Here is a 23,197-nt window from a genome sequence, read left to right as displayed (position 1 = left end):
TTAAATATTTTCCTAAATTTTTATTGAAAGTTGATCGCCATTCAGATATAGACGTGTTTCCAAATTATTCGTAAATAATCCACCGGTTCCTAAACCTTGCGGCATCGCAGGGTTTTTGGTAAAAGTATATTGTGCAATGGCGTTCAAACCCATATTGCTTTCCAAAGCGGAGGTGATCCACCAACCAATTCCCAGACTTTCTGCCAAAGAGATCCACTCATCACTTCCGGAGAAGCCGCCAATGAGAGAAGGTTTGAGAATAATATATTGCGGTCTGATTTCTTCTAACAACTTTTTCTTTTCTTCTAAATCAACAATTCTAATTAATTCTTCATCCAAAGCAATCGGTGTTGGAGTTTCTTTGCAGAGGATCTTCATCTCCTGTAGATTTCCAGCTTTTATGGGTTGTTCAATGGAATGAATTCCTAAGTATGAAAGTTCCTGTAAAACGATTTTTGCTTCTTCAAAACTAAATCCACCATTTGCGTCAACTCTTAATTCCAGTTGGTCTTTTGGGAATTTTTGTCGCAATTGTTTTATGATCTCTTTTTCAGAATTCCAGTCCACACCGATCTTTAATTTGATGCAGTCGAAGCCTTGGTCTAATTTTTCTTCGATCTGTTGCTGCATGAAATCTGCATTTCCCATCCAGATCAATCCGTTGATTTTTATGGAAGAATTTCCAGCCGTAAATTCACTCGGAAAATATAAATCGTCCCCATTTTCTAAATTTAAGATCGCCTGTTCGTAACCAAACCACATGGAGGGAAAATGAAGCAATTCTTTTTGAATAACTTCTTTATTTTTATTGATATTTTCACAAAGCCATTGTAATTTTTCCTCGTATTCAGGAACATCATCGCAACTTAAACCTCGGAAAAGACCGCATTCGCCGATGCCTTTTTTACCATTTTCTGAAATTTCCAGAAAGAAAGTTTCTTTAGTATTGAGAACGCCGCGCGAAGTTCCGCTGGGATTTTTGAAATTGAGAATGTAATTTTTAAAAGTTGCTTTTTTCATGGAGAATTATTTGAAAAAAAATTCAGGTAAGATCTAACTTCATTTTCGGTAGAAAACGGCCTTTGATTACAGATTCGCGCTGATCATAAGTCGAAAAGCCAAATTTCTTGTAGAAATTTTCTGCGTTGGGTTCAGCTTCCAGAATAATATTTGAAATATTTAAACTCTTTGCTTGTTTCAAAAAATCCTGCATTAATAATTTGCCGAAACCCTTACCAATAAAATTTTGAAATAAAAATAAATTATCTAGCAGAAGCGTGTTTTCATCTATTTTAAGAAAGGAGTAATAACCAACTATTGAAGAATCTAAGACTAAATTATAGGTTTCGTTTTCTGCAATATATTCGGGCGTAATTGTTAATTCATTTTTCCATTTTGATAATTCTTCTCTGGAAAAACCCCAAAAAGCTTTGCCGTCAACGGTGATTTCTGTCAACGTTAAATGATTTTTTTCGGTCGCTTTTTCAATCTTAAAATTTCGCACCAAGATTTGTTAATAAAATTTACATGCTAAAATAGCCCCGATTGCAACGGCATCCTTTTTCTTTTTTTTTAGGAAAAAAGGAAAAGATATAGGGGAAAGCGGGTTAAAGCTCCTGAAAAAATGATTTAAAGAAAGAATTATTTATATTTCTGCATGAATTCCTCAACTTTTTCTACCATTTCTGTTGTTCCGCAGAAAAATGGAACTCTTTGGTGCAATTCTGTTGGTTCTATCTCGAGAATTCTTCTAAATCCATCGGTACATTTTCCGCCGGCTTGTTCTGCCAGTAAAGCCATTGGATTACATTCGTACAATAATCTCAGTTTTCCGTTCGGTGACTGCGAAGTTGAAGGGTAAATATAAATTCCGCCTTTGATCATATTTCGGTGGAAATCGGAAACCAAACTTCCGATGTAGCGAGACGTGTAAGGACGGTCGTTTTCTTCTTCCTGACAATATTTGATATAATCTTTTACGCCTTGTGGGAATTTGGCGTAGTTTCCTTCGTTAATAGAGTAAATTTTTCCTATTTCCGGGAATTTCATGGCTGGATGAGAAAGATAATAGGTTCCCAAACTTGGATCGAGGGTAAAACCATTCACGCCATTTCCGGTCGTATAAACGATCATTGTTGACGACCCATAAACGACGTAACCTGCAGCAGCTTGATTCACTCCTTTTTGTAAGAAATCTTCGATTCCAACGGGAGTTCCGGGTTCTGTAACTCTTCTGTAAATGGAGAAAATTGTTCCTACAGAAACGTTTACATCGATGTTTGAAGAACCATCTAAAGGATCGATCAACACTACATATTTGCTTAAATGTGCGTTCGGACCGGTTTTAACTTCTATATAATCATCATTTTCTTCAGACGCTATCCCGCACACAACTTCTCTTTGTGACAAAGCTTCTATAAAAATTTCGTTTGCCAGAACATCTAATTTTTGCTGTTCTTCACCTTGAATATTTTCACTGCCCACTTTACCGATGATATTTGCGATTCCGGCTTTGTTTACCTGGCGGTTGACCATTTTCGAAGCGAGTCGAATTGCACTTAAGAGGCGGGAAAGTTCACCTGTGGAATACAGAAAATCTTCCTGCTTATCAATAATAAATTCACCGAGCGTCTGAAAATTTTGTTCTGACATTTTTTTGCTTTTTGGATAATTACAAATTTCGGAAATATCTTTGAATCTTTCGGCTTTTCTTTTCAGAAAAATCAAGGAAAACAGGTTTATTTGGAGTCAATGCTTAAATAATTGTGCGTTTCTGGAGAACTTATTTGGAACCTTACTTTTTTTATTAATAATGTCCATTTTTTTATTTCGCCTTAAAATGATATTTTTGAATTTTATTACCATTCTTAAAAAGGAGGTTTTGAAATTGTAAACTATTAATAATTAAATGTTTAATGAAAGTTTTTAAGTTTGGTGGCGCATCGGTGAAAGATGCGGAAGGGGTGAAAAATGTATCTCTTGTTTTAGAATCGGAAGGTTTTGAAAATTGTGTTCTTGTTGTTTCGGCGATGGGAAAAACAACAAATGCTTTGGAAAAGGCGGTTCAAAATTATTTTGATAAGACAGACTATCAAACTGAGATCGAAAAAGTAAAGCAAGACCATCTCGAAATTTCTAAGGGTTTGTTTCAGGAACATCATCCGGTTTTCTCGGAAATTTCTTTATTTTTTGATGATATCGAATCTTTTCTGCGCCGGAATAAATCACCCAATTATAATTTCGTTTACGATCAGGTTGTAAGTTGTGGGGAAATGATCTCCTCCAAAATCTTGAGTGAATATTTAAATGATATCCAGTTCAAAAATCATTGGCTCGATGCGCGGGATTATATAAAAACTGACAGCAATTATCGGGAAGGAAACATCAACTGGGAAGAAACGCAACGAAAAATTTCGGAATTAGATCACGATACGTGTTTTGTTACGCAGGGATTTATCGGTTCAGAAGCGAATAATTTCACAGTGACTTTGGGTCGGGAAGGTTCTGATTATTCAGCAGCGATTTTTGCCTATTGTTTAAATGCAGAAGCGATGACGATCTGGAAAGATGTTCCCGGCGTAATGACAGGTGATCCCAGAAAATTTGAAAATGTAAATCTTTTATCCAATATTTCTTACGAAGAAGCGATAGAAATGGCTTATTACGGTGCATCGGTAATTCATCCAAAAACTTTGCAACCTTTAAAGCAGAAAAATATACCTTTTTATGTGAAGTCTTTTCTGGAGCCCAAAAAACCCGGAACGAAAGTAGGATCTTCGGAGCAAAACGAAAATCAGGAAACCTATATTTTAAAAGAAAATCAAAATTTGATGCGTATTTCTACGCGGGATTTTGCTTTTATTGCAGAGGAACATTTGAGTCAGATCTTCGCACTTTTGGCAAAACATAAAATCACGATTTCCCTGATGCAGACGTCGGCGATCTCCTTCGTTTTGTGTGTGGAAGATAAATACGATCATATTGATGATCTCAATCAGGAGCTGCAGATCAACTTTAATTCAGAGGTCGTGAAAAACGTGTCGCTCTTTACCGTAAGAAATGCTAAATTAGAGGACTTAAATAAGTTCTATGAAAACAAAAATATTTTATTAGAGCAGATTTCCAAAAAAACAATACAAGTTGTAACTAACTAATAACCAATGAGTCTTATTTCTAAAAGTGATTTAATAAAAGCGTCTGGTCTGGATAAAATAGGATTCTTAAAAAATGCTGTCGCGTCGGCGATGATGAGTTTAACCAAGATCAATGAAGTCAACAGACTTTACGATTCCCTGAAGGATAAAGTTGGTAAAGATTTTTTTGATTCTTTCGTGCGGCAAAGGAATTTAAAATATATTGTTTTTACGGAGGATCTGGCTAAAATACCGAAAACAGGTCCTTTTATTTTGGTTTCTAATCATCCTTTGGGTGGAATTGATGGAATTTTGATGACGAAAATTCTTACCGAAATTCGGCCTGATTTTAAAATTATGGGAAATTTTCTTTTAGAGAAGATCGAACCCATGAAACCTTTCGTCATTCCTGTAAACCCATTTGAAAATCGAAAAGAGGTCAGAAACAGTTCGGTGGGAATGCGGGAAACTTTAAAACATCTAGAAACTGGGGGTTGCGTCGGGATTTTTCCGGCAGGAGAAGTTTCAAACCGAAATAATAAATTCAACGAAATTCAGGATAAACCCTGGGAAAAAGCCGCATTGAAATTAATTAAAATGGCGAAAGTCCCGGTTGTTCCCATGTATTTTCATGCAAAAAACAGCCATATTTTTTATCAGCTTGCCAAAATTCATCCCGATCTGCAAACTTTGATGTTGCCTACCGAAATGATGCGCGACCGGGAACAGCCAATTCGAATCAGAATCGGAAAGCCGGTATCATTAAAAGTGCTGGAAGACTATGATACCATTGAAGAAATGGGCGATTTTCTGCAGAAGAAAATTTACATGCTCAAATCCTACTATGAAAAAAGAAGGTCGATTGCTGATCAGCTGAAACTGCCTAATTTAAAACTTAATTTTCCCTTGACGAAAGAGGAAAATGTGGTGCACAATATCATCGATGAGACGCCGCAGGAAGATTTAATTAAGGATATTGAGGATTTATACAAGAAAGAAAAAATGCTTTTCAGAAATGGGATTTATGAAGTTTTTTTCGCCTCTTATTCTGAAATTCCTTCCATTATGCGCGAGATCGGGCGACAGCGGGAACTTACTTTCAGAAAGATCGGAGAAGGCAGTAACCTTCCTTTTGATCTGGATGAGTACGATGAATACTATCACCATCTTTTTCTTTGGGATAATAAAGCTCAAAAATTAGCCGGCGCATACCGAATGGCATTAGGAAGTGAAGTGATGAAAAATCACGGCATTGATGGGTTTTATACGAGTTCCCTTTTTGAATTTGATCCCGAACTTCAACCTTTCTTCCGCAAGGTCATAGAAATGGGACGAGCTTATATTTCTACCGAATATCAGCAAAAACCTTTGCCGCTTTTTCTTTTGTGGCGCGGAATTGTACATGTCTGTCTGCGAAATCCGGAACATAAATTTCTGATGGGCGGAGTAAGTATTTCTGATAAATTCTCAGAGTTTTCGAAATCTTTGATGATCGAATTTATGCGTTCGAATTACTACGATTCGGCGGTTGCACAATATATTCATCCGAAAAAGGAATTTAAAGTAATGCTGAAAGAGCGCGACAAACATTTATTTTTTGACGGCGTAGAATCTGATCTTAACAAACTCGATAAAATAATCGATGATCTGGAACCTCAAATGCGATTACCTGTTTTGATCAAGAAATACATCAAACAAAATGCAAAAGTGATCTCCTTCAATGTAGATCCTAATTTCAATGATGCAATTGATGGGTTGATGTATATTAGAATTAGTGAACTTCCGGAGAGTACAATCAAGCCCGTATTGGAAGAAATGAGTGAGCAAATTCAAAAAGAAGAAAATAATGACGTTGATAATCAATAATATTAGGGTTTTCCGACGAAAACTTTAACAAATGATTTGTGAGATAAGGATAAAGTTGTTACTTTTGCACCACTCAATTAACGAAAGGTCTCTTAGCTCAGTTGGTAGAGCAATGGATTGAAAATCCATGTGTCCCTGGTTCGATTCCTGGAGAGACCACAAAAGTTAAATTCAAATTAACTTTAAGTTACAGAAAACCCCTTTAAACATTACGTTTAAGGGGGTTTGTTTTTTAAGAGATGTTAAGTAGTATTTAAACAAATTAATACCTTTTCTGTCCCTATTGTGTCCCTAGATAATCCCTCTCATTGATATTGAAGTGAAGCAACTATACTTTTGCTTTAAATAATTAAATAATGAACATAGGATTTTTCTTAAAAGAACCACACAAAACCACCGAAACAATGCTTTATATTACTGCATCACTAAGCGGTAAAAGAATTAAGCGATCAACAGGTGTAAAAATTAAACCGTCAAATTGGACAGGTGTAAAAGTAAAAACACTCGCCGCTGATTCCGAATCTAAAAATCTAAAAATTGATAAGGTTGTAAATATTTTCAAAGAAATTGAAAGGGAGTATTTGCTAAAGAATATACCATTATCCAAAGATATATTGGAGAAGGAATTTGATAATCGAATAAAGCCTAAACCTAAAACAATTAGTAAATCTTTTTTTGATATTTTCAATGAATTTATAGAAATAGGGAAAGACTCAAAGTCTGTTAACACTATTAGAACATTTAACACTTGTAAAAAGCATTTAAAAGCATTTGGTGAGGAAGAAAATCTGGAGATTACTTTTGATATGATTGATTTGAGTTTTTATGATGATTTACTAGCATACTTCTATGAAAAGGGTTTTTTAAACTCCACAATTGGGAAGTACATTAAACTACTAAAAACTTTTATGCAATGGTCTAAGGAAAGGTCATTCCATACCAACATTATTTACAAAAAGTTTTTAGTATTTAAGGACGATTCTGAAAAGATTAAACTTAATGCAGATGTTGTGGAGAAATTGAGAATCACAGATTTTGGGGACGAATATCAGAATATTGTGAGGGATATTTTTATTTTAAGTTGTTATACCGGTTTAAGGTTTGTGGATATTCAAAATTTAAAACCCGAAAATATTGTTGATGATTTTATTAGAGTACATATTCAGAAAACGAAGGAAAATCTTGATATTCCATTAATGAAGGTTTCAAAAGAAATTATTGATAAACAAATCAAAATGTATGGTCGCATCAAAGTGCCGACAAATCAGTTTTGTAATAGGGAAATAAAAAAAATGTTTGCAGAGATTGGATTTAATAGTGTTATCGAATTCACAAAACATTCGGGAAGCAAAAATATTGTAATTAAAAAAAGTGCGTGTGATTATCTTACAATGCATTATGGAAGAGTCTTTTTTGTCACTAATTCTTTAGTAAATGGAATGGGTGAAGAATTTGTAAGGGAAATTACGGGACATAAAGATTATAAATCTTTTAAAAAGTATGTGCAGTTCAGCAAAGAAATGATTGCAGAAAAATTATTGATAGCTTGGGAAAAATAATTAAAACCGATGGTTTTTTTACCAAAAGAAAATGGTGGTGTATGGCGAAAAATTTTGGTGGTCGGGTCGTTGTTTTTTCAATCGTACCCTTTGTGCGGGTGCATAAAAATTACAAAAATTTGTGATTGGGGTGAATTTGCTGATAATATTGTAATAAAAAGACGATGACTTTATTAAAAAATTACTTTTTTAGGAATGATAGCGATAGTATCTACAAAAGTACCTGAAGAAATTTATATATTTGTAATTTATTGAGGTAAATAATAAAAAGTTTACAAATAAAATGGTGAATTCTTATAATTTTAGATTTAGAAATAAATAATATGTTATGAAAACTTTAATAATATTGCTTTTAATTATCGCATCTTGTACTAAATCTAAAAAAGCATCTGAACAACTTATAGAATCAAAAGCAGATAAAGTGCATGATACTGTTAAATTTGCCGATATGCCCCAAGAAAGTGGAAAACAATCCTTATATACTCTTTTGAATCAAAAAGTAAAAATTATTAATGTTGAAAACAGGGAGAATCTGGATATCTTTAATGGATTTAATGGATTAAAAATTGGTAAACATTATAGTGATTTTTTCTTTGACAGTGAAACCAAAATATTGCTAGACACTAATGTTGGTAGTTTTAATTACAAAGAAGTTCAATTTATCCCCAAATCGATTAATTTAAAATCAGGAACAGGTAGCATAATGTTCATAAATTTAATATTTGTTAATAATTTGCTAGAAAAAATATCGGTTAATCAAACGGAGAGTTGGCAAATAAATAAGGCTGAATATGAGACTGGAAATTTTTCTAGAGGATTAAAATTTAATAGTTTTATTCAAATTTTTAGATCAGCATTTGGAGATCCTGATAGTTTTGAGTATTTTATTTCGGGGAGAAAGCCACAAAAAATACTTGGTGATTTTGATGATAATATTAATAAGATTCATAAGCAATATAATAAAACACAAAATAATAATGAACTCACTTCTATTGATTTGGAATGGAAAAATAATCGCTTGATTTATTTCCTGTCCGTTTCGCCAAAAGATCTAAGTTATTTATCTCCAGACGATGATTTAAAGACAATTTCTTTAAGTTCTTATTTATTAATTCAAAATAAAAATTCTAAAGAAATTATAAATAAAATTACGCACGAAATTGCTGAAAAAGAAAACTTAGCAAGAGACAAGAATAGGAAAAATAAGTTAATTCAGCTTAAAAAAAATTCGATACAAACTTTATAATTCCTAAAATAACTTGAAATGTATAAATTACTGCTTATTTTCCTTCTCATAAATACCTTAGCATTTGCACAAAACAAAGGCATTATGAATTACACTCTATATAGTAAAATTGATAACGAGAAACTATCGCCAATATTAAAGTCCAATTCAAAGGTGATTTTTGATTTTGATATGAGGAAAATCACCGTTATAAGAAATAACAAAAAACAATTTTATAAAATTTCGAGTGCGATTCAACAAGGAATTTCAAGTAGTGGAGAGGATTATTCTGAAGTTATGACGATTAAAGGGAAAGATGAATTTTTAGTAAGATTATTATCAAATAGAGTAATGATTATTCGGGTAATTTCTCGAACAGGCTTAGTACTGTATAATTGATATAGTATTGCATTCTTTGAGTATTTTATACGTTTAAAAAATTTTTAACTCTATTTAAAGTTTTAAAAAATGCAGATTAATAATTTAAAAAACTTATTAGAAAAACACTCGAACAGTAATACATTATTTATCAGCGATCATTTTTTTTGTTTGGATGATAATATTCACTTGCATTTTTTTTACAATCCTAAACGATTTTGGGCTACAATAGATAAAAAAGATGTTGAGCAATATGTTATAGAAAATCTTGAAAAAGAATGTGCTATTTTAAATAATGTTGAAATAGTGGAAAATTCAAATCGGAAACCTCAAAATTACACAGAAGTAAAATCTTTCAATTTAGAAACTCCAATAATTGGAAACCATTATTCAAAACTAGGAAATCAGATTTATACTTTTAATTCTAAAATTATCATAAGAGATAATTATTATCATATAGACAATACTTATTTATCGAAGGATATTAAATATTTTGATGAAGAAGATTTAGTGACTATTTTGGACTATATGGTAATTTCGAAAACTGCTTTAAAGATAAAATCCGTGTATGAATTACAATGTTTTAAAAAGCGAAAAAATATGATTTCAATATTTGAAAATAAAATTTTTAATCTCCTTCTTACTTTTTAAATAGTGCCTAAACTCACTTAGTGAATTTTTGGATTATCTATCAGCGAATTGTCTAGTATTTCCGAAAGATTTAGTTTTAAAAATTCCTATTCTACATTTGAAAAACAGGAACTGCTTCTGTGCAAATTAGGTGAGTGAAATAAGATTTAACTTGCGTTTTAGGATCGATAAAAATTTCACTATCCCATCTTATATTTAATTCCCAGGTATCCCATTTTCTAATTTTGTGGTAGTAAGGATCAAACTGATGACAAAATATTTCAAAATGTTGTTTTTGTTTGTCACCGACAAATTCTACGATTATCGATTGTGGAATGTCTCCTTTTTTAAGATCAACACTCTCCCTTATAACTGCGTGCAATTTCATTATGCAAATGTAGATATGAATTCTATCAAAAACAGAGGAGATTGTGCTATATTTTATATCAATTTGTTATTCCTTTCAAACTTTTAGTTATTTGAATCTCTCGTAATATAGACGTTTCAGTAAACGACGGAATATCTGTTGGTAAAACGATAAAGTTTAGAAGTTCAAAAATTTCATGTGATTTTAAAGAACATAGTAATATGAAAATATATTTGAAATCTTTGTCATTAATGGTTTGCGATTCAGCATTTTGTTCAGAAATTTTATACCTTTTATAAATCTTCAATTCACTTTCTTCAAAAACATATAATCCGATGCAAAATTTATAAATTAAGCGATAAGAACTTTTAATATATTCACCTAAATCAGCTGCATTAAGCCAAGCAGATTTAATTTCTTCATATATCTTTTCAAGATTTTCTAATCGATAATTTAATTTTAAAATTGCGAAACTGCTCTTTGCTGTTTTCGATAGTCCCACGGTGACACAGCATTTTTATCTTGCCATAAACCAATCTTTTTATCTTCTGCTTGTTTCTGTAGAATACCTAAGTTTTTATCCTTCGAATATTGATAGTACCACCAACCAAATCCTGCTCTAATTATTTCCTCGGAAAGATATTTATTTTCATAATAGATCTTCGCTATGGTTCTACCATATCTGTCTTCATCCGTAGCTATAAATGTAATTTGTTTTCCAAATATTTGAGTAGACGTAAATTCTTTTGCATTTTTACCAAAAGGTTGACCGCTTTCGGGACAATCTACTTCGGCTAACCTCAAAGTTTTCTGGATATTATCTTCTAATAATACCACGACAGTATCACCATCTTTGACATGGATTACCTTTGCATTTATTTGAGCTGTATAAAAAATAGTGACGCACAAAAATATAATTAGTAGATATTTCATTTGAGATTTATTTAAACGTTATATTAAAAACACAACATATTTTATATACTTGGATACGCAGTTTCTCCATTTATTACGACAAATATAGATTTATACGTAACTTTTATAAATTTATGCATAAAAGCAATATAAATATTTAAATTACTTCGATCACCAATTAATTTTCAAAAAAAATTTCATTTTTCATATTATAACATTTTTTAAATTTTATAATATGATAAAGACAAGGAAATTGATTACAAAACACATTATCTTTGTTTTAAATAAGTTTTAATAATAAAATAAGTAATATGAAGTTAGGTTTTTCGTTTTTTTTTCTTTTATCTTTTACATATTTGTGTAGTCAGTCACTAATCGATCTAAATAAACATAAAGGATTTAAAGAAATTCATATAGGTGAGAATGTAGCAAAGTACAAAGCTAATATTTACAAGATAAGAAAAGATATTGAAAACTACAGTATGATGCCGATCACGGAAGATGATGTTTACCTATATACCAGTTCAACTACGAAAACTATATTTGGATCAGAAATACTTAACATATTTATTGTTTCTGATGTATATGATAATGTAAAAAGAATTTCCATTGTTTTAAAAAAGCCAGATAATTATAAGGTAATTTTAAATTTTTTCAAAAATGAATTCGGCAAACCTTATTTTTTAACCGCCGATAATAATGACTTGGTCTATTTGTGGAATGGAGATGAAATTTTACTGCAAGTAAAATATTCAAATTTGCGTAATGATAATCTGTATTGTACTATTGACTATATAGTTTCAAGAAAAAAAGCACAGAAAGATTTCTAAAACAAATCGCCCGTTGCGAAAAGTATTGAATAAAAATCTATTCTGAATACAGCGTATACTTTAAATAATTTTACACTACAATAAACAATAAGAAGTTTAAAAATAATCAGTGACACTACAATAAATAAAAACTATTTACTCCTTCTTATAGTTCCAATATAAAGATGATTAAAAATATCCTACTTAAAAACATTGCATCATACGATGCAGAAAATGGAGTCGAAATTCCCGATTTAAAAAAAGTTAATTTTTTCTTTGGCGCGAACGGTTCGGGCAAATCAACTATTGCTAAATATCTTAGTAACTTAACTCAAAGTTCACCACCTAACGCCATTACCGACTATGGTAGTTGCACCAATAATGGATATGACTCAGCAAATCATCAAATATTAGTGTATGATGAAAATTTCATTGATGTTAATTTTAATCAAAACTCACTATTAAGGGGCGTTTTCTCATTAAATGAAACTAATGAGATAATTGATAGGCAGATTTCAGAGAAGCACACTACAATTCGACAATTGCAGGATCAAAAGTTAAGTAAGCAGTTGTTAATTCCAAAAGTCGAGGATAATGAACTGGCGAAAAAAACAGAACTGCTCAGCTATTGTTGGACAGAAAGAAATGCTTTTTCACCATTGTCAAAACTAAATCTTGACTATTCTGGTAGTAGACCAAATCATCTTAATAAACTTAAAGAACTTAAAGATTCTGTACCAAATACCCTACCTACAATTGCAGAATTGACATCTAACTATAATGATTTATATGAAAAAGAATTGACAGAAATTGAAGTAACTGTAAATTCTACTTTGTATAGAGATTTAAGGGTTTTAGAAAAAGAACTACAACCTCTTCTTAATGAAATTATAATTGGAAATGAAGATGTAAATATAGATTCTCTAATAAAAGCGTTGAATTCTAGAAACTGGGTAGAAACAGGCGTAGAACTGCTAAACGAAAATGATTCAATATGCCCTTTTTGTCAAAAAGAAACTATTGATGCTGAATTGAGAATTCAATTCGATCAATATTTTGATGAAACGTCAAAATTACAAATTCAGCGAATAGAATATTTACTTAGTCAATACAAAATTAAAACAAATTCTATTTTAGAAAATATTATAGCGATTCAAAATATTTTTAATTTGGATAATATTGTATCTAATGTCTATCTACAATTGCAACAATTATTTAATTCAAATATCGATTCTGTTACAAATAAAATTCAAAATTCAAATGAGCGGAAGGAAATAACTTCTATTAATACACTTAAAAGTGGACTATCTACAATAATAAAAAAAATCAAGGCCAACAACCAGTGTTTAATAGAATTAGATCAAAATAAAAGTAATTTAATTTCTAAAGTTTGGATATTTATGACAGCAAACTGTAAAAATAGGATTGAAGAGTTTGAAATAAAAAAATGTAAATATGAGAGAATATATTCACTTGCAAATCAGATGATTGCTATTTATGACGAAAACATAATAATTACTAGACAAGAAATTGACGCATTGCGACAATTAACTGTAACTACGCAAGATGCAGTGGAGAATATTAATGTAATACTAAATACTTCAGGATTCGAAAGTTTCGAAATTGAAGAAAAAGAGGTGGTCAATAATATTTCACAATATTATTTAAAAAGACCTAATTCAAGTAGTGATGAGCAAATTTTCAGGACATTAAGTGAAGGAGAAAAAAGTTTTATTTCATTCTTATATTTTTATCAATTATGTTTAGGGACGGACGACATAGTCAATAATGGTACAAAAAAGAAAATAATAGTAATTGATGATCCAGTATCTAGCTTAGATAGTCAAGCATTATTTGTAGTTTCATCCTTAATTCACCAATTAATACTTAGAAAAGGAAATGATAACGTAAATAAAAAAATGTTTAAAAATGAAAATATTGCGCAGGTATTTATATTCACACATAATCTATACTTTTATAAAGAAGTTTCTTTTGATAAAAGACCGATGTGTACCGATTATTGGCATTTTAAAATATCGAAAATAAATAATAATTCTAATATTTCTGGACGATATAATAAGTCTATTAAAGACGATTATGCTATGTTATGGGACGCAATCAAGGAATTAAAAGCCAATCTTCCGCAAGATTCTAACTTAAATATTTTAATTGCAAATTCTATGAGAAGAATAATCGAAAGTTATGTACACTTCATTGGAATAGGAAATGATGCATGGAGTTCAATATTAGGTGATGATCGACAAAGTCCAGAATACTATATAAAATATGCATTTATAGCATCCCTTAATGATGAAAGTCATAGAGTAACAGCATTAGATGGTATCTATTACCAGAAAATTAGTAGTGAGCAACCACAATTGTTATTTGATGTATTTAGAGAAATATTTGAATTTATTGGGAAAAATCATTACGAAATGATGATGGACTAATTAATTGAAAATTAAAATTAGCCAACACCTCGAATTGCGAGATATTTTTTTCACTTTGCTAGCATTTAGCAACAACCATTAAAATATACAAACACACCCTTATATGGAGCAAATTTTAGATACATTATTTCACGACGCAAGTATTATATTCTTACAGGCAGATCTACAGAATATTTTAAATGATGTCAACGAAAGAAACTTATGCGGTAGACTTGCTATTCATTTAAATGACAAATTAAAAGATATTAACTTACCTGGCTATTTTGTTGACCCGGAATACAATCGAAACAGAAATGGCAGTTTGAAAACTATATTGAATGATGAATTCAATGAAATTACGATTAATTGTGATATTATTATTCATAGCAGAGGTCACAATAAAAAAGCGGATAATTTGATAGCAATTGAAATGAAAAAGTCAAACAGAAGTGATGATCATAAAAAAAGTGACAAAAATAGACTTAAAGCTTTAACTAAAATAAGTTATGACGAAATTTGGTCGAATGATGGCAAAACCTTGCCTATATATGTATGTGGCTATGCAGTAGGTTATTACATGGAATTGGATATTAAAAATAGAATTTGTCTTATCGAGGTTTATAAAAAAGGAGACAAAACTAAAGAATGGAGACAAGAATTCTGATCAAAAACAGCGCATAAGAAAGTTTAATAGTTTTGTTATGCAAAACGAGCTAGTTTTTATTGAAATTGAAAAATATTTGAACAGATATCTCAAATGTTTAAATTAAACGCAACTGCGTTATTTTTCCCAAATTCAACATGGGAATAACGAAAATAAAAAAGTGAATTTGAAAATTAGATATTTTTAGAAATTATAGGATGAAGGATTGGAAACAACAAATTGAACAGCGATTATATGAACAAAAAAACAATGTTGCCAGAATAAACATTGATAAAGCAACTGTTCAATATTCAGAAAAAATAAAACTAGGGAGAGCTTTAAAATCGTTGACAGGTGATGAAGAAATTGTGAGAGCATTTCTTATTGACCGATTAGTAAATCAACTTGACTACAAGCCTGACAACATAGAAATTGAAAAAGAATATTCTGTAAAAGCAGGACACGGTAAACTTTCACCTAGAATTGATATTCTTCTCAAGGACGATAAAGGTAATCCTTTCTTTTTTATTGAAGCAAAGGCACCTGATAAATTTGAGAAAGATAAATCCCAAATTGAAGGACAACTTTTTTCTTTAGCACAAGCAGAAGAAAAAGACTATAAAACTAAAGTGAAATATCTGGTTTACTACACATCCGACCTTCAAGAAGAAGGAATACTAGACAAGGCAATTATAATTGACTTTGAAAAGTATCGAAATTACACCGACTGGGAAAATGACGGATTTATTTCTATTGCTACAGAATTAACCGCAGGTTACGGTGAACCTAAGAAACAACCTTTAATAAAAGGACACGAAAAGCACGATTTACGAACTAAAATTAATCGGGGAGAAATTGAAGGTTTAGGGAGAAATTTACATAACGTACTTTGGGGCGGTGGTGGAACAAATGATAGTGAAATATTTTATTCACTTGTAAATATAATTCTCGCCAAAATCCAAGATGAATACGAAAAGCAGGACGAAGAAGAGTATGATTTTCAAATTTATCAGTATGGAAGCAACGTTGAAAGCTCTGAAAAAGTGTATGATAGAATCAACCAACTATACAAACGTGCATTAAAGGAACAATTAAATGTTTCAGAACAACAAAAAATTGATGATGACAACATCATCAACCGAAATAAATTTCCTTTAAATAAACTAATATATACGGTACAAACATTAGAAAATTTCTCATTTTTAGAAGGTCGTAGTTCTTTGGACGGCAAAGATATTTTAGGTGACTTTTTTGAAAGTATAACGAGAGATGGTTTTAAACAAAATAAAGGTCAATTCTTTACACCAACTCCAATAGTTAATTTTTTGCTGTATGCTTTACAATTAGACAAACTGGCAATTGACCGACTTAACAATGATAAACATTTGCCATTAATAATTGACCCCTCAGCAGGAAGCGGAACATATTTGGTTGAAGCAATGAAACTAATAACGAAGGAAGTTAAATATAAGCAGTTTGAGAAGATTAAAACAAGTAAAGACGTCAAGTGGCGTTTTGAAGAGTTGTTCAAACCAGACTACCAAGAGAACAAGTGGGCAAGAAATTACTTATATGGTTCTGAAATTAATTTTGACTTAGGCACAGCCTCTAAAGTGAATATGATTTTACACGGTGATGGTTCAACCAATATTTTTGTTAAAGACGGTTTACTTCCATTTCGTTTTTATGTCAAAGAAACATCACCTAATTATTTAGAAACTGCTACAGCTGAAAAACTCTACAACAATAAAGAAGTTAATGCCAAGTTTGATGTAGCTATAAGCAATCCACCCTTTAGCGTTGACTTAGATACACAAACCCAAAGAGAAGTGAAAAATGCTTTTATTTTTGGAGATAAAAAGAATTCTGAAAACTTATTTTTAGAACGGTACTACCAGCTATTGAAAGAAGGTGGCAGATTAGGTGTTGTGCTTCCCGAAAGTGTTTTTGATACGACTGAAAATAAGTACATCCGCTTATTCCTGTTTAAATATTTCAATGTTAAAGCGATTGTAAGTTTACCTCAATTAACTTTTGAGCCTTTTACATCAACTAAAACCAGTTTGCTTTTTGCCCAAAAGAAAACTAAAAATCAGGTTGAGCTGTGGAATAATTTGTGGGAAAAATACGGAAAAGAATGGAGCTTGTTAAAGACGAGAGTAACTGATTACGTAAAATATTTTGTTAAAGGAGAGAAACTTAATAAAAAATGGGCAAAAGATGTCATCGAAGATATTGAAAACGAAAAAATTGACAACATCAAAAGTAAAATTCGACGCTATTTAAAAGATTATCTGACTCCTGAAGATGCTGATTTAGAACTTAAACCACTTTTAGAAAAATATAGTGAAGAAATTAACAGTATTTCTAAATTTGAGAAGGAAACAGATGTTTTCGGATTCTATAACGCTTGGTGGGTTTTTGGAGAAGTTGCTAAAGATATAGACTATGATATTTTCATGGCAGAAGCTGAAAATGTAGGCTATAAACGGACTAAACGAGGTGAAAACCCTATGCCGAATGACTTATTTGATTTAGAATATGCACCTAAAAGTTTAGATACAAAAGTAATTATTAATTCTTATGATAAGAATATTAAAATTTTAAACGAACTTTTGACTGAAAGTAGAAATGATCTTGAATCGCTTGAGAAGAAAGAAACTATAACAGAAGCACTAAAAAAGAAATTTGAAAAACTAAATAAGGATATCGGAGTTCAAATTGAGAAAATTAACAATATTGAAAATGAGAAAGCCCAAGTAATTAAAATTTTTGATACCTATTATGAAAGCGATAAATTGAAAGAAAAATTTATTGAAAGAACAGATACGGTTTTGATTAATCATTTTAAAAATGGTTTACTATCTCGTTATAAAAGTGATGATATTGTTCTTCGTAGAACTGAATTGAAAACCATATTAGATAACATTCGAAAAGAAGTAATATGGGAGTAAATGTTATAAGAAAGAGACTTTCAGATTTTCGCTCAGAGGAGAGTTTACGTTACGATTATAAGTATATTACTTCCTTTGTAAGTAGTAACCAAGACTTTTATACTTATCGAAACTTATTTGACTTTGTTCCTTATGAAAAAGTGAATATTGACCAACTTGATTCATTTAAATATGCAGAAATAGGAAATGTAAACAAATTAGGTGAAGTTATGCCAGTACAACTGTTTTTTGAAGACAGACAGGAAGAAAACGAAAGCTTATATAAAAAGATTGAAAAGGGTGATATTATAAAACCAAAAAAAGGTGATATTCTTATATCAAAAATCCGTCCATATCTTAATAAAAATGTTTTAGTAAAATCTGAGGATATATACTTCACAAAAGCATTTATTCAAATTAGACCCAAAATTAATGCTGAGCTACTTCACATTGCAATAAGAAGTAAATTTATAAATCTATTAAATGCAGTTTCTCGCCAAGGAAAAGGTTATCCAACACTAAAAGAGGATGACATCAAAGCAATTCGATTTCCAAAAACATTTGTTGATGTATTAATTAAAAATGAAACTGTCCTATTAAAAAAAATTCAACCTTGTAATAGAGAGATTTTAGAATTAAAGGTTAATAGAAAGAGTACATTAGATATACTCAATGACGTTTTTTCTTCTCACTATAAAATAAACCTCGCTGAAGTACAAAAGATTGATAAAACGAAAATGTTATCAATACCATTAAGCAATGTTAGTAATTACAATGCAGGATTGAGAGGAAGTTTTCGTTGGAATAAGATGCAGTATATACAAGATATTATTTATTCTAAAATTGATTGTATAGAAACTCTCGGCACATTTATTCAATCAACTAAAAATGGTTGGAGTCCTTTGTCTGTAGAAGGAGGCGAAGGAGTCCAAGTATTAGGTCAAGAACATTTTAGCTCAAATATAATATTGAAAATTGAACCTTCAAAATCAACTGAACAAACTAGAAATAACATTGAAGATTTTTTAATCAAAAAAGGAGATTTCTTTGTAAGTAGAGGAAATACCGTTGACTTGGTTGCTCTTGCCTCAATTGTTGAAGAAGAAATTGAAGAGGATATAATTTACCCTGACCTCTACATTAAACTTGAGTTTGATGAATCAAAAGTTGATAAAAAATATTTAGCTTTCCTTTTTAACTCATTTATTGGTAGGCTATATTTCAAATATGTAGCAAAAGGTAAAAACCAGACAATGGTTAAAGTTTCTTCTGCTGAACTTTTAAATTTTCGAATCCCTATTCCAAGTAAAGAACAACAAGTGATAATAGTTGAAGCTATTAAAACTCAACTTGATTCGCAAAAAGAAATCGATCGAAAAATTCAAGAAAAACAACAAGCAATAAACAAAATAATTGAAGATGCTATAAAAAACGAACAGATCTAAAATGTACAGTAATTTTTTAATACGTTTGAGAGTTAACCCGAAAACTAGAAAAAGAAACTATTTATAATCCCATATTTTTAAAATAAATATGACTAATTAAATTGCAGATATTAAATTGTGAAATTTTTGATTTTTAAAGCATGCTTTTAACTTTTTGCACAGTCCCAATGCTTACCCTACAAATCTTAGCAGTATCTCTTATGCTATTGCCCTTTTTAAGGCTTTTAACAACCTCTTTATATTTCGCTAAGAAGACAGTACCAGATTCCTTAGAACCTAGCTCTCTGCCTTTATAAACTCCTTTTGCTTTTGCTATTGCAATACCTTCTTTTTGACGTTCTGAAATTACTTCTTTTTCCATTTCTGCAATATTAGCCATCACAGATATTATCAATTTAAATGCTTGATTTTCTTTACCGTTTATTCGACTTTCAATTCCTAAATTATCAACTTTCAGAATTATCTGACTACTCTTAAAGTTCTCTAACGTTGTTAGAATATCATAGAGGTTTCTTCCTAAACGATCAATAGAGCTTACTGAAACATAATCTATTAAACCAAAATCAATTTCTTTCATGAGTTGCTTTCCCTGTTCTCGTTTATTAAATGGAATCGATCCACTCACAACATCAATGAAAACTTTTTCATCAAGGGATTTTTTCGCTTCCTGTCTTGCTGTATTTTGGTTTCCTGTTGAAACTCGGATATATCTTGCTTTCATAGTAAAAAGCACCCCACAATTTGCAGGGTGCATTAATTTTAAATATTTCTAAAATAATAATTGTTGCTTGCTGAGTAATCCATCATAACGTCTCTTGCTGTTTTTGTCCAATCAATGTAAACGTAGGAAGGAAGGTCAGATGGAATAGATACGGTATCAATCAACAGATTTTCGACAAAATCTTCATCAGAATCAAATTCTCCGTTATAGGATTGTTCGATTTTTTCCAAAACATCATCAAGACTGTCATAAATTCCGAAGCAGTCAACAAAAGATTCAATCACCTCCAAACTGTAATCAGATGATTTAATTTTTTCAATGACTTCATAAATTTGTGGGGAAATAAAACATTCAGAAATTAATCCGATCTGCTCAAGTAGAGCACTATTTTCATAATCCTGGAACATAAATTCGGGTTCTTCTTCACCTTGGTGAAGTTCCCGCATTGCAGTTTGCAATTCATGAAAATCTGAATAATCAGATAATTTCAGCCATTTGCCGAAAATAGAACCTTCTGAGTATTTTCTGTAGGTTCCGACATAGATTTGGATTTCATCCAAAGAAAGATGTACATTTGCCATTGTAACAAAGTTTTAATTAACGTTAGGATTTTTTACACTTGCCCCATCTGATATTCACGTATCGGTGGGGTTTTTCATTGACTATACTTTGCAGCAATCAGACCAAACTGTACTAAAATTAGGATGATTTCCAATAATACATCAACAATGTAAATAACATGCTGATTTATCTGAATCTTAACGTACTACATTAAAACTATAATCTAAAAATGATATTTGAAAACCGTAAAAAGTCAACCGAATTTTTTTAAGTTTATTAGAATTTAGATGGGGGTAGTCGAAAAAAACATTCGTGATGCCGTGCCGATTCGGGTTGGTAGGTATTGGAAGAAGATATATAAAAAAAATACCCAGAGATATCTCGGGGTACTATAAACTACGCTACATTCTCATAAGGAATTTCACTTTGCCAAATTTCACTTTCAGAAATCGGCGGTATGCCATTGGAATATTCAAGTAGAAGATTCTGAACTTCAATCTCTAATAGATCGAACCAAAACCATGTAGTTGCTATAGAATCATGTATTGTAAACAAAGGCATCTCAGGATGTTTTACTGAAATTTTCTTTGTAACAAAATCTAATACGCAGTCTGCTTCGAAATGTTGCAAAAGTTTTGGAAACTTTTTATAACTATCTATTTCCTCAGAGGATGTTTTCAATATTTCCATAAATTTACACATCATTGGAAATTTAGTTTTGAATGCTTCGTAATATTTTGATGGCTTACTCAACGGAGTATATAGAAGCTGCATCGATACTTTTTTCATCAAGTTTCTTTTACCAGAAAATCTTAAAGTTTTTAATTTTCCAGAATTCTTACAAAAAAATTTATCCTGATAGATTTCGATCCCATTTGTATCGATATAACTTGGTAAAGTATCTTCAAAAACATTACCTAAAAATTCATAATATTGACCTGATAGAATAGAGCCCTTAATTACCTCAAATTCCTTCATAAATAATTCATTATTAGCACATTGTGATAATCTCTCGAACATTGTACTCTTATTACCATAAATATTTCTCATTATTACTTCCAATCTTTCATTCTTATACTTTCCCTCTTTACTATAATTTAGGGTTTCTTCTATAAACAAAATCAAGAAATATGGTTGCGAATTTTTTATGTCCAAACTCTTGATTTCTTCACCCTGATATCTAACATATTTTCGAATATCCTTATCTAAATTTGTCAAGTTCGTATGAAGTCTATTATCGGATTCTATGTTTCTAGTAGCTCTCCAATTTTGCAAATGAAAGTCGTAACCACTGTAATAAAATGATCTTGCCTCCATTAATTTATTTTCTGAATCTCTTGGATCATCAAATTTATTTATTTTAAAGTTTTTACTAGATTCGTTTAAAAACTGCGGAAAATCCAAATGTAAACCGTGATCAAACCATTCAAGCAAATGTCTGCAAGTGGTTTGTGCTTCTAGGTTAATTGAGTTATATTTTAGTGTATTTTCTTTAAGCTTTGAGAAATCGAAAGTTTCAAAATTTAGGTAATCTGATCCTTGCATTTTGATATTTTTGTAATTGTACCGAAATGAATTTGATTTTTTTTGGTTTGTGCTGTAATTTAATTTTTCAATAATCCCTATCGACAAGAAGTAATCCCAATAGTCTTTGTAATTATACTTTATTTTCTCCATAATTTTTGAACTCAAAGGGACGAACCCTTTAAAATAGTTCGCATCTTTTTTTCTAGCAGGTACACTGGAAATCAATGATAAGAAGTATAAAGCTATCTCGCCCCTAAAATTTTTGAAAGGTTTCATTTCTTCTATTTTGGCAGCCAAAAAATTTACCACTTTGGTAGGAAGGATAACCTTCCAATTAAGCTCTTTGACAAACACTGATTGTGCTTTTAGCGTGCGACCATTAAATTTTAGGTTCGCATTATTTAAATGTTTTAATTTCATTTTTTTTGTTTTTTTGCACTAAGAATCACCACACATATTCATTCGTGCTATTATTTTAAGTTGTAAAATGTGGATTTATGAAATCAGGAGAAGAAGTCTCTGGTGATTTAATTAAAAACTAGTCCCAATCAAATGGAAACTTACCGTAATTGGTATCTAAAATACAAGGGGTTTCTAAATAGTTGGTGGATTCCAAGTTGCTGGAGACCACTCGATAGTGGATTTATTCATAATTTTGATTTTTGGTATTATTAAACAACACATGAACTATAAAGATGATTTAGAACGTCACTTTTTAAATAGATGGGATTTTTACCTGATTTACCTATAGGTTTTAAAATGCCTGTTTTGTTCCATTTCCAAATAGTGACCCTACTTTTTCTTGTGAGTTTGCAAACCTCACTTATCAGTAAATGTTCTTCACTTGTTAAAGGATTTGAGGTGACATTTTCCATGATTTCTAACTTGGAAAGTATTAAATCCATTTTTTCATTCGTCCTCTTTTCAGACGAATCGGCAACTAATATTTTTGCCATAATTTCTAATAATTCTTTTTTCATAACTTTTTTGTTTAAATTATGATACAAAGTTTGTGAAAATCCCACTGAAATTCAATCAGTGGGATTAATTAGAGATTAA

At 30.9% G+C, this 23,197-nt stretch carries 21 protein-coding genes and 1 tRNA gene; 12 read left to right on the top strand and 10 right to left on the bottom strand.

Going from position 1 to position 23,197, the window contains the following annotated elements; translation table 11 throughout:
* Nucleotides 1-12 precede the first annotated feature (12 nt).
* The 3 genes from menC to fbp form a co-directional block, all read right to left on the bottom strand.
* Complete coding sequence (gene menC / locus IV494_RS08175; RefSeq protein WP_196079674.1) at nucleotides 13-1,020, bottom strand: o-succinylbenzoate synthase; 1,008 nt, start codon at nucleotides 1,018-1,020, stop codon at nucleotides 13-15.
* A 22-nt stretch (nucleotides 1,021-1,042) separates the two neighbouring features.
* Nucleotides 1,043-1,456 carry a GNAT family N-acetyltransferase gene (locus IV494_RS08170; RefSeq protein ID WP_196079673.1) on the bottom strand — a complete coding sequence of 138 codons (414 nt, stop codon included), beginning with the start codon at nucleotides 1,454-1,456 and terminating at the stop codon, nucleotides 1,043-1,045.
* A 185-nt stretch (nucleotides 1,457-1,641) separates the two neighbouring features.
* The gene (gene fbp, locus IV494_RS08165) at nucleotides 1,642-2,652 is read right to left on the bottom strand and encodes a class 1 fructose-bisphosphatase (RefSeq protein WP_039351818.1); all 1,011 of its coding nucleotides are present in this window, start codon (nucleotides 2,650-2,652) and stop codon (nucleotides 1,642-1,644) included.
* Nucleotides 2,653-2,915: 263 nt separating this feature from the next.
* On the opposite strand from fbp, the gene IV494_RS08160 reads away from it, so the two are divergent.
* From IV494_RS08160 to IV494_RS08130, 7 genes are all read left to right on the top strand, one after another.
* Entirely contained in the window at nucleotides 2,916-4,154 is a 1,239-nt protein-coding gene (locus IV494_RS08160; RefSeq protein ID WP_196079672.1) for an aspartate kinase, read from the top strand.
* A 6-nt stretch (nucleotides 4,155-4,160) separates the two neighbouring features.
* Nucleotides 4,161-5,999: a lysophospholipid acyltransferase family protein gene (locus IV494_RS08155; RefSeq protein ID WP_196079671.1), complete on the top strand. Its 1,839-nt coding sequence runs from the start codon at nucleotides 4,161-4,163 to the stop codon at nucleotides 5,997-5,999.
* Between the two features lie 86 nt (nucleotides 6,000-6,085).
* Nucleotides 6,086-6,158, top strand: a tRNA-Phe gene (locus IV494_RS08150).
* Nucleotides 6,159-6,355: 197 nt separating this feature from the next.
* Entirely contained in the window at nucleotides 6,356-7,558 is a 1,203-nt protein-coding gene (locus IV494_RS08145) for a phage integrase SAM-like domain-containing protein (RefSeq protein ID WP_196079670.1), read from the top strand.
* Between the two features lie 328 nt (nucleotides 7,559-7,886).
* Nucleotides 7,887-8,804, top strand: coding sequence for a hypothetical protein (locus tag IV494_RS08140; RefSeq protein ID WP_196079669.1), 918 nt, complete (start codon nucleotides 7,887-7,889; stop codon nucleotides 8,802-8,804).
* Nucleotides 8,805-8,822: 18 nt separating this feature from the next.
* Nucleotides 8,823-9,182, top strand: a complete 360-nt coding sequence (locus IV494_RS08135; protein WP_196079668.1) for a hypothetical protein — start codon at nucleotides 8,823-8,825, stop codon at nucleotides 9,180-9,182.
* Between the two features lie 69 nt (nucleotides 9,183-9,251).
* Complete coding sequence (locus tag IV494_RS08130; protein WP_196079667.1) at nucleotides 9,252-9,812, top strand: hypothetical protein; 561 nt, start codon at nucleotides 9,252-9,254, stop codon at nucleotides 9,810-9,812.
* Nucleotides 9,813-9,903: 91 nt separating this feature from the next.
* On the opposite strand, the gene IV494_RS08125 is transcribed toward IV494_RS08130, so the two are convergent.
* The 3 genes from IV494_RS08125 to IV494_RS08115 are packed head-to-tail and all read right to left on the bottom strand — an operon-like array spanning nucleotide 9,904 to nucleotide 11,091.
* The gene (locus IV494_RS08125) at nucleotides 9,904-10,179 is read right to left on the bottom strand and encodes a hypothetical protein (RefSeq protein WP_196079666.1); all 276 of its coding nucleotides are present in this window, start codon (nucleotides 10,177-10,179) and stop codon (nucleotides 9,904-9,906) included.
* A 58-nt stretch (nucleotides 10,180-10,237) separates the two neighbouring features.
* Nucleotides 10,238-10,660 (bottom strand): hypothetical protein, encoded by a 423-nt coding sequence (locus tag IV494_RS08120; protein WP_196079665.1) that lies wholly within the window; start codon nucleotides 10,658-10,660, stop codon nucleotides 10,238-10,240.
* Nucleotides 10,618-11,091 (bottom strand): thermonuclease family protein, encoded by a 474-nt coding sequence (locus IV494_RS08115; protein WP_196079664.1) that lies wholly within the window; start codon nucleotides 11,089-11,091, stop codon nucleotides 10,618-10,620. Before IV494_RS08115 ends, IV494_RS08120 begins: the two co-directional genes overlap by 43 nt.
* 290 nt (nucleotides 11,092-11,381) lie before the next feature.
* Between IV494_RS08115 and IV494_RS08110 the strand changes: the two genes are divergently transcribed.
* The 5 genes from IV494_RS08110 to IV494_RS08090 all read left to right on the top strand — a co-directional run bounded on the left by IV494_RS08110 (nucleotide 11,382) and on the right by IV494_RS08090 (nucleotide 19,329).
* Nucleotides 11,382-11,900, top strand: a complete 519-nt coding sequence (locus tag IV494_RS08110) for a hypothetical protein (RefSeq protein WP_196079663.1) — start codon at nucleotides 11,382-11,384, stop codon at nucleotides 11,898-11,900.
* A 164-nt stretch (nucleotides 11,901-12,064) separates the two neighbouring features.
* The gene (locus IV494_RS08105; RefSeq protein WP_196079662.1) at nucleotides 12,065-14,329 is read left to right on the top strand and encodes an AAA family ATPase; all 2,265 of its coding nucleotides are present in this window, start codon (nucleotides 12,065-12,067) and stop codon (nucleotides 14,327-14,329) included.
* A gap of 103 nt (nucleotides 14,330-14,432) precedes the next feature.
* Complete coding sequence (locus IV494_RS08100; protein ID WP_196079661.1) at nucleotides 14,433-14,972, top strand: hypothetical protein; 540 nt, start codon at nucleotides 14,433-14,435, stop codon at nucleotides 14,970-14,972.
* Nucleotides 14,973-15,169: 197 nt separating this feature from the next.
* Nucleotides 15,170-17,905 (top strand): restriction endonuclease subunit M, encoded by a 2,736-nt coding sequence (locus IV494_RS08095; RefSeq protein ID WP_196079660.1) that lies wholly within the window; start codon nucleotides 15,170-15,172, stop codon nucleotides 17,903-17,905.
* On the top strand, nucleotides 17,896-19,329 hold the full coding sequence (locus IV494_RS08090) for a restriction endonuclease subunit S (RefSeq protein WP_196079659.1): 1,434 nt from the start codon (nucleotides 17,896-17,898) through the stop codon (nucleotides 19,327-19,329). The genes IV494_RS08095 and IV494_RS08090 overlap by 10 nt, the downstream gene beginning before the upstream one ends.
* Nucleotides 19,330-19,462: 133 nt before the next feature.
* On the opposite strand, the gene IV494_RS08085 is transcribed toward IV494_RS08090, so the two are convergent.
* The 4 genes from IV494_RS08085 to IV494_RS08070 form a co-directional block, all read right to left on the bottom strand.
* Nucleotides 19,463-20,050 carry a recombinase family protein gene (locus tag IV494_RS08085; RefSeq protein ID WP_196079658.1) on the bottom strand — a complete coding sequence of 196 codons (588 nt, stop codon included), beginning with the start codon at nucleotides 20,048-20,050 and terminating at the stop codon, nucleotides 19,463-19,465.
* A gap of 38 nt (nucleotides 20,051-20,088) precedes the next feature.
* Nucleotides 20,089-20,631 (bottom strand): antirestriction protein ArdA, encoded by a 543-nt coding sequence (locus IV494_RS08080; protein WP_196079657.1) that lies wholly within the window; start codon nucleotides 20,629-20,631, stop codon nucleotides 20,089-20,091.
* A gap of 376 nt (nucleotides 20,632-21,007) precedes the next feature.
* On the bottom strand, nucleotides 21,008-22,558 hold the full coding sequence (locus tag IV494_RS08075) for a hypothetical protein (RefSeq protein ID WP_196079656.1): 1,551 nt from the start codon (nucleotides 22,556-22,558) through the stop codon (nucleotides 21,008-21,010).
* A gap of 251 nt (nucleotides 22,559-22,809) precedes the next feature.
* Nucleotides 22,810-23,118 carry a helix-turn-helix transcriptional regulator gene (locus IV494_RS08070; RefSeq protein ID WP_196079655.1) on the bottom strand — a complete coding sequence of 103 codons (309 nt, stop codon included), beginning with the start codon at nucleotides 23,116-23,118 and terminating at the stop codon, nucleotides 22,810-22,812.
* Nucleotides 23,119-23,197 lie beyond the last annotated feature (79 nt).

The sequence above is a fragment of the Kaistella gelatinilytica genome (assembly GCF_015679325.1).
GTDB lineage: Bacteria > Bacteroidota > Bacteroidia > Flavobacteriales > Weeksellaceae > Kaistella > Kaistella gelatinilytica.
Note: the sequence above shows the minus strand (reverse complement) of the source record. Positions and strands in the feature narration are given on the sequence as shown.